10 protein-coding genes are annotated in these 9,446 nt (G+C 68.4%); 3 read left to right on the top strand and 7 right to left on the bottom strand.

Going from position 1 to position 9,446, the window contains the following annotated elements:
* The coding region (locus I71_RS25395; RefSeq protein WP_042700353.1) for an efflux RND transporter permease subunit at window positions 1-1,232 on the top strand (1,232 nt) is incomplete at its 5' end.
* Between the two features lie 9 nt (window positions 1,233-1,241).
* On the opposite strand, the gene I71_RS38945 is transcribed toward I71_RS25395, so the two are convergent.
* Window positions 1,242-1,784: a molybdopterin-dependent oxidoreductase gene (locus I71_RS38945; protein WP_244434045.1), complete on the bottom strand. Its 543-nt coding sequence runs from the start codon at window positions 1,782-1,784 to the stop codon at window positions 1,242-1,244.
* Window positions 1,785-1,824: 40 nt separating this feature from the next.
* On the opposite strand from I71_RS38945, the gene I71_RS25385 reads away from it, so the two are divergent.
* The gene (locus I71_RS25385; RefSeq protein WP_049976324.1) at window positions 1,825-2,055 is read left to right on the top strand and encodes a helix-turn-helix domain-containing protein; all 231 of its coding nucleotides are present in this window, start codon (window positions 1,825-1,827) and stop codon (window positions 2,053-2,055) included.
* A gap of 153 nt (window positions 2,056-2,208) precedes the next feature.
* Here I71_RS25385 and I71_RS25380 read toward each other — a convergent pair whose 3' ends face one another.
* The 6 genes from I71_RS25380 to dapA form a co-directional block, all read right to left on the bottom strand.
* Complete coding sequence (locus I71_RS25380) at window positions 2,209-2,625, bottom strand: DUF3830 family protein (RefSeq protein WP_042700347.1); 417 nt, start codon at window positions 2,623-2,625, stop codon at window positions 2,209-2,211.
* 50 nt (window positions 2,626-2,675) lie between these two features.
* The gene (gene hydA / locus I71_RS25375) at window positions 2,676-4,100 is read right to left on the bottom strand and encodes a dihydropyrimidinase (RefSeq protein ID WP_042700344.1); all 1,425 of its coding nucleotides are present in this window, start codon (window positions 4,098-4,100) and stop codon (window positions 2,676-2,678) included.
* 61 nt (window positions 4,101-4,161) lie between these two features.
* Complete coding sequence (locus tag I71_RS25370; protein WP_042700342.1) at window positions 4,162-4,839, bottom strand: GntR family transcriptional regulator; 678 nt, start codon at window positions 4,837-4,839, stop codon at window positions 4,162-4,164.
* Window positions 4,840-4,853: 14 nt separating this feature from the next.
* The gene (locus I71_RS25365; RefSeq protein ID WP_042700339.1) at window positions 4,854-5,549 is read right to left on the bottom strand and encodes an amino acid ABC transporter permease; all 696 of its coding nucleotides are present in this window, start codon (window positions 5,547-5,549) and stop codon (window positions 4,854-4,856) included.
* Between the two features lie 70 nt (window positions 5,550-5,619).
* Entirely contained in the window at window positions 5,620-6,447 is an 828-nt protein-coding gene (locus I71_RS25360; protein ID WP_042700336.1) for an ABC transporter substrate-binding protein, read from the bottom strand.
* A gap of 47 nt (window positions 6,448-6,494) precedes the next feature.
* Window positions 6,495-7,388, bottom strand: a complete 894-nt coding sequence (gene dapA / locus I71_RS25355) for a 4-hydroxy-tetrahydrodipicolinate synthase (protein ID WP_042700333.1) — start codon at window positions 7,386-7,388, stop codon at window positions 6,495-6,497.
* A gap of 137 nt (window positions 7,389-7,525) precedes the next feature.
* On the opposite strand from dapA, the gene I71_RS25350 reads away from it, so the two are divergent.
* Window positions 7,526-9,446, top strand: a 1,921-nt coding sequence (locus I71_RS25350) for an FAD-dependent oxidoreductase (RefSeq protein WP_042700330.1), incomplete at its 3' end; no start/stop codon positions are given.

Below are 9,446 nucleotides of genomic sequence, written 5' to 3'. Positions count from 1 at the left end.
ACGCCGAGGCGCGCGAGACCCTGAAGCACCCGCTGCGGCAGAGTGTGGCGCAGGGACTGGTGCCCGAGGCCTATGTCCGTGTCACCCAGCTGGTGTTCGGCCCCTACACGCCGTTCCCGGTCGAATTCCGGGTGATGGGGCCCGATCCGGCAAAGCTCTACGACATTTCGGAAAAGGCCCTCGCCATCATGCGCGGCGTGCCGGATGTCCGGCAGGCCAACCGCGATTGGGGCAATCGCACGCCGGTGCTCCGCTTCACCCCCGACCAGGACCGCCTGAACCTCATCGGCCTCTCGCCGGCCGAGGTCGGCCAGCAGCTCCAGTTCCTTCTGACCGGGATCGCCGTCACCCAGGTGCGCGAGGATATCCGCAATGTCCCCATCGTGGCGCGCAGCGCCGGCGGCGAGCGTCTGGACCCGGCGCGTCTGGCGGATTTCTCGCTGACGAGCCGGACCGGTCAGCAGATCCCGCTCGACCAGATCGGCCATGCCGACATAAGGCTGGAAGAACCGTTGATGAAGCGCCGGGACCGGACATCGGTCATCACGATCCGCTCGGACTACAACGAGGCGACCCAGCCGCCGGAGGTCTCCAAGCAGATCATGACGGCTCTTGAACCGCTGATCGCCGCGCTTCCGGCCGGCTATCGCATCGAAGCGGGCGGATCGATCGAGGAGGCCAACAAGGCCAACACCGCCCTCGGCAAGGTCTTCCCGGTCATGATCGCCGCCATGCTGGTCTTCATCATGCTGCAGGTTCGGTCCTTCTCGATGATGGCGATGGTCCTGCTGACCGCACCGCTCGGCGTCGTCGGCGTCGTGCCCATGCTGCTCGCCTTCAACCAGCCCTTCGGCTTCAACGCCATCCTCGGGCTGATCGGTCTGGCCGGCATCCTGATGCGCAACACGCTGATCCTGACCGAACAGATCAAGGAGAACCAGGCGGCCGGTCTCGACGATTATCACGCCGTCATCGAAGCGACGGTGCAGCGGACGCGGCCGGTGATCCTGACCGCCCTTGCCGCTGTGCTGGCCTTCATCCCTCTTACCCACTCGGTCTTCTGGGGGTCGATGGCCTACACGCTGATCGGCGGCACGGCGGTCGGCACCGTGCTGATCCTGCTGTTCCTGCCCGCCCTCTACGCGGCATGGTTCCGCATCAAGCCCGTGGACGTCGGTGAAATGAACCGTTTCGGGACAGCTGGCACGGTTCACACGCCGGCGATCCGGTGATGTCGGCCTTCACGTCGAGGCGCACATGGCCTCAAGCGCCTCGCCCCTGCCTGCGCACTGGCAGGGGGTCCCATCGACCTCACCGGCGGTCATGAAGCAGCCCGCACCGCCACGCGATGGCGACGGAGCCGATGTGACGGCAAGGCCGTCCATCACATCGGCTCCCGCCCCGCTTCTCACGCAGGTTGGCTGAAGACCACAACGGGCGGCAGGCTGCCGTTGAACCGCTCCACCTCGGCAGTCCAGCGGCTTGTTGCTGTCCCAGAAGACGTCGAAGACCGGCATCTCCATGCCCTTGGCGCGCGATTCGATCTTGGCGGCTTCGTAGATGCCGCGGATCCAGTCCATCTCGCTGAGGCCCTGGGTGAAGGCATAGCCCTTGCCCAGCTTGTCGGCGATGGCGGCGAAGATGTCGAAGTCGCTGCGCGCCTCGAAGACCGGATCGACGATCTTCTTCATCGGGACGATGTGGCTCAGGGCGTAATTCCCGACCTGCTCGATGTCGTTGCGCTCGTAGGAGGTCGTCGCCGTCGGCAAGGCCGTCCAGCTCAACACCCAGACCCGGCGGCTGTCGGTCGGCGGACGGACCGAGGTGCTGTCCCCGGCCGAAAGCCGGCTGCTCGTCCATCTGATCCACACGCTTGACCGGCCGTCGGATCGGCTGGAGATCAGCAAGGCGATCTGCGGACGGGAGTGGGTGTATGGCGACCGCACCGCCGACGTGTTGGTGTCGCGCCTTCGCCGTCGGCTTGCCGGAAGCGAGGCGGAGATCGTCACCATCCATGGGCTCGGGTATCTGCTGACCGCCAAGCCGGATGCGTAGGTGAGCGACCGCGCTCAGGAGTGGAGCAGCCCCGGACCGGACCGGGTTTCGAGCCGCTTGAACCGGTGTCCTGTCTGCCGGGGGGAAGGTCGCCAGAACCGGATCGGAATCATCGGAGGAAACCGTTCCGTCCGGTTCTGCGGCCTGTCTGCTTCAGCGGGCCAGCTCGAAGCGGATCGGCTGGGCGCCCTGCCACAGGGTGCGCTTGCCGAGTTCCGCCAGATTTTCCAGCCCGTCGGTGATGGTGATGAAGTGGTTGCCGGCGAGCTGGCCCATCTTGCTGGAGAACTGGACGCCGCCATAGGCCAGCAGGATCTCCGTTTCGCTGATGCCGCCCGGATAGAGGATGATCTGGCCCGGCGCCGGGTGGCTGGTGTGGTTCTCGTAGCCGAGGCCGAAATCGGTGTCGCCCAGCGGAATCCAGACGCCTTCGCCGCTCCAGCGGACATGGACGATCTGGCCCTCGTAGGGCAGCAGGCTGCGGAACTTGGCGCAGGTCTTCGGCGCGGCGGCCGTCTCGAAGCGGGCGCCGAAGGTGAAGGGGCCGGCGGTGATGGTCAGGGCGTCCATGCTTGTGTGGTCCTCGCGTTTCGTGGTCGTCGGGTAGAGTGATCGTCTCGTCAGGCGCCGCCGGCCTTCGGCCGCGCCAGATCCGGCGTGTCACAGCGCAGGAAGGAACCGCGGCCGGGCTGGGCCACGCAGGCGCCCTTCTCCACCACCAGCTCGCCGCGCGACAGCACCGTTTCCGGCCAGCCGGTCACCTCCAGCCCCTCATAGGGGGTGTAGTCGACATTGTGGTGCAGCATGGCGTTGGTGATGGTGACCTTGCGGTCGGGATCGTAGATGACGATGTCGGCGTCGGCACCGATGGCGAGGCTGCCCTTGCGCGGATGCAGGCCGTACATCTTGGCCGGGTTGGTCGAGGACAGCTCGACGAAGCGTTGCAGGCTGATGCGGCCCTTCTTCACCCCTTCGGAGAACAGGATCGGCAGCCGCGTCTCGATGCCCGGCACGCCGTTGGGGATCCAGTTGAAGGGGGTGTTCGCGCCGTGCAGCATCTTGCCCTTGGGGTCCTGGTAGCGGAAGGGCGCATGGTCGGACGAGACGATGTGGAAGGTGCCGCCCGCCAGCGCGTCCCAGACCGCCGCCTGGTTGGCCTTGTCGCGCGGCGGCGGCGAGCAGATGCACTTGGCCCCCTCCATGCCGTGGCCGTGCAGGTCATGCTCGGTCAACACCATGTATTGCGGGCAGGTCTCGGCATAGATGCGCATGCCGCGGCCCTGCGCCCAATGGATCTGCTCGATGGCCTCGCGGCCGGAGACATGGACGATCAGGATCGGCACGTCGGCCAGTTCGGCCATGGCGATGGCGCGGTGGGTCGCCTCGCGTTCCACCAGCATCGGCCGGGAATCGGCGTGGTAGCGTGGTGCTGTGTGGCCGGCGGCGAGCAGCTTGTCGGTCAGCCAGCCGATGAAGTCGGCGTTCTCGGCATGGATCATCGCCATGGCGCCGTCGCGCCGGGCGACGCTGAGCAGTTCCAGCACCTGCCGGTCGTTCAGCTTCATGTCGTCGTAGGTCATGTAGATCTTGAACGACGTGTAGCCGTCCCGGATCAGCGCCGGCAGGTCCTGGCCCAGCAGCTGGTCGGTCGGGTCGCTGACGATGAGGTGGAAGGCGTAGTCGATCACCGCCTTGCCGTCGGCGCGGCGGTGGTAGTCGGTCACCGCGTCGCGCAGCGACTGGCCCTTGAACTGGCAGGCGAAGGGGATGACCGTCGTGGTGCCGCCGCAGGCCGCCGAGCGCGTGCCGGTCTCGAAATCGTCGGCCGACTGCGAGCCGTCGCTGGTCGGCTGGTCGAGGTGGCAATGGCCGTCGACGCCGCCGGGCAGCACCAGCCTGCCGGTCGCGTCGATCTCGCGGGTGCCCGGACCCAGCCCGGCGCCGATGGCGGCGATCCGGCCGCCGATCACGCCGAGGTCGGCGGCGAACACGTCGGACGCGGTGGCCAGCGTGCCGTTGCGGATTACGGTATCGAACTGCGGCATGGAACTCTCCCTCTATCCCGAAGGACGGGTCTTGCGGTTGCCGGGAACACGGAAACTGGAGTTACAGGAAATAGCCGGCCGGATTGGCCTCGGCGGCGATGGCGCGGCGGGCATCGTCCTGGAGGTTGCGCAGATGCGCCAGCATGGCGGCCTTGGCGGCGGCGGTGTCGCGCCGCTCCACCGCGTCCAGCACCGCCCGGTGCTCGGCGTCGATCTCGCTCTTGCGGTGGAAGGCGCTGGAGATGCGGAACAGGCGGGCGACCACCCGCATGCGGGTGATGGTTTCGGCCAGCGTCGCGTTGCCGCTGACATGGGCGAAGAAGCTGTGGAAATGGTTGTCGTAGAGCCAGTGCTGCATGTCGTCCTCGCCGCCTTCCAGCGCATCGAGCCCGCGCCGCAGGTCTGCGAGGTCGGCGTCGCCGACCAGCGGCACCGCCGTCCCGATGGCGTGGCATTCCAGCAGCTCGCGCATCTGCATGCACTCGAAGAATTCGCGGGCCGAGACGATGCGGACGCGGTAGCTGCGCTCGCTGGTTCGCTCCAGCAGCCCCTCGCCGACCAGCCGGACCAGCGCCTCGCGCATCGGCGTGCGCGACACGTTCAACCGCTCGGCCAGCCGGCCCTCCGGCACCTCGGCGCCGCCGGGGATCTGGCGGCTGAGGATCAGCTCGCGCAGGTGCCCGAAGGCGCGGTCGCCGAGATTGGCGGTGCGGGAGGAGGACGGGAGAGGAGGACTCATGTCCGAGCGCCTGTTCACTGGCCGTCGACGATGGCGATGTTGCGGTAGGCGCGGCCGAAATGGCGTTCGATGCGGCGCTGGACGATGTCCCACAGCGAGGTCATCAGCAGATAATAGAGGGCGGCCACCGTGAACAGCTCCAGCACCATGAAGCGCTCCTGGATGAGCAGCTGGGTGCTGCGCAGCAGCTCCTCCATCGAGATGACGGAGGTCACCGAGGTGGTTTTCAGCAGGCCGTTCACGCTGTTGCCGAGTGCGGGGATGATGATGCGGACGGCCTGCGGCAGCACGATGTAGGCCATCACCTGGGCCGAGTTGAGGCCGAGCGCGCGGCCGGCGTTGCTCTGCCCGGCGGCGACGCCGAGGATGCCGCCGCGGATGATCTCGGCCAGATAGGCGGCCTCGTTGAGGATCAGGCCGATCAGCGCCGATTCCGTTACCGACAGCTTGATGCCGATCTGCGGCAGGCCGGTGTAGATGATGATGAGTTGGACCAGCAGCGGCGTGCCGCGGAACACCCAGATGTAGGCCTGCGCCACCCGCGCGACCCAGCGGTAGGGCGACAGCCGCAGCAGCGCCAGCACGCAGCCGAGCACGAGGCCGCCGGCGATGCCGGCCAGCGTCAGCCACAGGGTGGTGATCGCTCCGCTGAACAGATACCCGTTGAACAGGTACTCGAAGAATCCGTCCCAGTTCCAGCCGCTGGTCATTCCGTCACCTTTTCACTCTTGTCCGGTGCACGGGCGGCGGGGATCGTGTCCGCCGCCCGAGTCCCTCGTCTCACATGCCGGGGCCGTTGACCTTGAAGGCGCCGTCGTTGGGCAGCAGGCCATATTCGTCCATCAGCTTCTTGTACGAACCGTCCTTCTGCATGTCGTTGAGGACGCCGACCACGGCCTCGCTCAGCGCCTTGCTCTTCATCGCCAGGGCGACCGGGGTCGGGAACAGGCCGTTGAGGGCGCGGTCGAAGTCGCCGCGCTTGCTGTATTCGGCCGCCGTCGGGTCGATGGCCACCGACGCCTCGGTCTGGCCGGCGCGCAGCGCCTGATAGGCGGTGGCGAAATTGTCGAAGGTCTTGATCTCGATGGGCTTCAGCCCCTTGGCGACCACCATCTTGTCGAGTTCGCGCAGCTTGCGCTCCTCGAAGCCGCCCAGCTCGACGCCGACCGGACGGCCCGACAGATCCTCCGGCTTGGCGATCTTCAGCGGGTTGCCCTTGGTCACCGAGATGCTGATCGCCTGCGATTCATAGTTGATCATCGGCATCATCTTGGCCCGCTCCTCGGTCCAGAAGATGCCGGTGTTGATCAGATCCCAGCGGCCGGCCTGGAGGCCGGGGATCATCGCCGAGAATTCGATGCGGACATATTCCGGCGTCAGGCACAGGCGCTTGGCGATCTCGTTGCCCAGCGTGATGCGCATGCCCTTCAGCTGGCCGTTCGAATCGACGAACTGCATCGGCGGCAGGGTCGGGTTGGTCGACATCACCAGCGTGCCGGGTTTGACCAGCTCGGAATCGGCGACCGCCGGTTTGCAAGCGGTTTGTGCAGCGGCAGGGAGGGCGAACAGGGTCAGGCCGGCGGCGATCAGCAGCGTGCGAATGGTCATCGTAAACCCCTTTTCTCGTGTTCGGATCTCGGATTCGGGCGGAGCGGTCAGGCGAGGGAATCGATCAGGCCGTAGGCCGCCAGATCGGCGCGCAGGGCCTCGGCATCGGCCTCAGGCAGCGGCAGGCGCGGCGCGCGGGGGTCGCCGACCGGCAGGCCCATCATGCCGAGACCGGTCTTCGAGGCGGCGACATAGCGGTGGCCGCCGACCCAGCGGACGATGGGCAGCATCTTCTTATAGAGCACCAAAGCCTGCTCCTTGTCGCCATGGTCGGCCACCAGCTCGAACAGCCGGGCGGAATCGCGCGGGATCAGGTTGGAGCAGACGGCGACCCAGCCCTGGGCGCCGAGCCAGAAGGATTCGTAGCCGAGGATGCCGGCGAACACCGTCATGCGGTCGCCGCACAGCTCGATGATGTCGCGGACCCGCGTCACCTCCAGCGTCGATTCCTTGATGTAGAGGACGTTGTCGATCTCGCTGAGCCGCGCGACGATGGGCGGGGTGAGGTCGACGTTGGCGGTCGCCGGGTTGTTGTAGATCATCACCGGCAGCGAGATCGCCTCGCCGATGCGGCGGTAATGCTCGAACAGCTCGTCCGGGGTGGGCGAGCTGTAATAGGGCGGGATCACCATCACCCCGTCGGCGCCCATGCTTTCCGCTTCCTTGGCCAGCGCGACGGCGTCGCGCGTCCATTCGGCGCCGGTGCCGATCAGCACGGGCACGCGGCCCGCCGCCTCGGTCACGCAGATCTCGATGACCTGCGCCCGCTCCTCCGGGGTCATCGACAGGAATTCGCCGGTGCTGCCGAGCGGGATCAGCCCATGGATGCCCTGCTCGATCTGCCAGTTCACCAGCTTCTTCAGGGCCGGAACGTCCACCGCACCGCCGTCCGCGGTGAAGGGGGTGATGAGGACCGTGTAGGTGCCGCGCAATGCCGTCATGGGTTCCCCCAAGCTCCTGCCTAATTTTTGACCTTGCCTAAATACTACTCGTATACTATCTGTATACAGGAATCCAGCGCATTTTGATGCACCCTTCAAAAGCGCTTTCCACCGCATCCGGACAAAGCCGACCGCCCATGCGCCTCGAACATCCAAGCCTCCGCCGCGACGGCGCCTCCATCGAGATCACCTATGATGGCGAGCGGATTCCCGCGCTGGCCGGGGAGACGGTGGCGGCGGCCCTGGCGGCGCATGGCGTCGCCGCCTACCGTCACAGCCGCGACGGCGGCCGGCGCGGCCTCTATTGCGGCATGGGCGCCTGTTTCGAATGCCTGGTGACGGTGGACGGCAAGGCGAGCCAGCGTGCCTGCCTGACCAAGGTGGCGAACGGCCAGATCATCCGCTCGCAGCCGCCGGCCGGCACGCCGGAGGATCCGCTGGCCCCGCTGGTGCCGCCGCCGCAGGGTGACGCGCCGGAAGAGCGGGTGGTCGACGTGCTGGTGATCGGCGCCGGGCCGGCCGGTCTGGCGGCGGCGACAGCGGCGGCGCGGCGCGGCGCCGAGGTGGTGGTGCTGGACGAGCGGCCGCAGAGCGGTGGCCAGTATTTCAAGCCGCTCGCCCCCTCGCACCGCGCCGACCGGCCGACCGACCGCCAGTTCCGCGCCGGCCTCGCCCTGCTCGACGCGGCGAAGGCGGCCGGCGTCACCATCGTCCAGGAGGCGACGGTGTGGGGCGCCCATGCCCCCGACGAGGTGGTCGCCGTCGTCGCCGGGCGGGAGACCGTTTACCGGCCGCGCCGGCTGGTGATCGCCAGCGGCGCCTATGAGCGGCCGGCACCCTTCGAAGGCTGGACGCTGCCCGGTGTGATGACCACCGGGGCCGGCCAGACCCTGGCGCGCGCCTACCGCGTGGCGCCCGGCCGCCGGGTGGTGATCGCCGGCAACGGTCCGCTCAATTTGCAGCTGGCCTATGAACTGGTGGAGGGCGGCGTTGACGTGGCCGCGGTGCTGGAAAGCGCGCCGCGCCCGTCGCCCGCCCAATGGCGGGAGATGCTGACCGCGCTGCGCGCCGCCCCCGGCCTGATCGGCGACGGCGCCCGCTATCTGCTGAGACTGCGGCGCGCCGGGGTGCCGGTGCTGTGGGGGCACGGCATCGTCGCGGCGGAGGGGGAGGGCAGGCTGGAGCGGGTGCGCTACGCGCCGCTCGGCGCCGATGGCGCTCCCCGGCTGGGCGAGGCCGTCACCGTTGCCGCCGACGCGCTGTGCCTGGGCTATGGCTTCATCCCCTCGACCGAGATCGCCCGCGCGCTCGGCTGCGCCCACCGGCTGGTCGAGGACCGCCATCTCGGCTACCTCGCCACCGAGATCGCGGTGGATGGCGCCACCAGCGTGCCGGGAGTCTTCGCCGTCGGCGACGGCGTCGATCTCGGCGGGTCGAAGGTGGCGCAGGCGCGCGGCACGCTGGCCGGCATCGCCATCGCCAGTCAGTTCGGGCTGGCCGACGGCGACCCCGAGGAGGGCCGGCGGGCGCTGGCCGACCTGCGGCGGGCCGAAGGCTTCCAGGCGGCGCTGTGGTCGATCTACCAAGCGGCGCCGCTGCGGCTGGATACCGTGCCGGACGAGGCGATGCTGTGCCGCTGCGAGGGGGTCACCTTCGGCCGGGTCCGGGCCGAGATCGCCGCCGGCCATGACAGTCTCGCGGCGTTGAAGCGCAACACCCGGCTCGGCATGGGCCGCTGCCAGGGGCGCTATTGCGCGGCGACCGCTGCCCTGCTGCTGGAGCAGACGACCGGCAGGAAGCGGGCGCCCGACCAGTATCTGGCGCCGCGCCTGCCGGCCAAGCCGACGCCGGCCGGGGCCTTCGCCTTCGAGAAGCCGGAATGGGGCGGCCACCAGCGCGCCATCACTCCCAACCTCGCCCGCCCGCTGGAGGACGGCCCGCTGCCCGACCAGGAGGCCGAGATCCTGATCGTCGGCGGCGGCGTGGTGGGATCTTGCCTCGCCTACTACCTGACCCAGGCCGGCCGCGACGTGCTGGTGGTCGAGCGCGGGACACCAA

The organism is Azospirillum sp. B506 (assembly GCF_000333595.1).
GTDB lineage: Bacteria > Pseudomonadota > Alphaproteobacteria > Azospirillales > Azospirillaceae > Azospirillum.
This window is presented reverse-complemented; position numbering and strand designations above follow the sequence as displayed.

Bases quoted from the DNA above. Each gene is read 5' to 3' on its own strand.
- I71_RS25380 (WP_042700347.1), bottom strand. From the start codon at position 2,625: ATGGACGCCCTGACCATCACCGCCGGCCCCTTCACCTTCGGCGCCCGC.
- hydA (WP_042700344.1), bottom strand. From the start codon at position 4,100: ATGCCGCAGTTCGATACCGTAATCCGCAACGGCACGCTGGCCACCGCG.
- I71_RS25370 (WP_042700342.1), bottom strand. From the start codon at position 4,839: ATGAGTCCTCCTCTCCCGTCCTCCTCCCGCACCGCCAATCTCGGCGAC.
- I71_RS25365 (WP_042700339.1), bottom strand. From the start codon at position 5,549: ATGACCAGCGGCTGGAACTGGGACGGATTCTTCGAGTACCTGTTCAAC.
- I71_RS25360 (WP_042700336.1), bottom strand. From the start codon at position 6,447: ATGACCATTCGCACGCTGCTGATCGCCGCCGGCCTGACCCTGTTCGCC.
- dapA (WP_042700333.1), bottom strand. From the start codon at position 7,388: ATGACGGCATTGCGCGGCACCTACACGGTCCTCATCACCCCCTTCACC.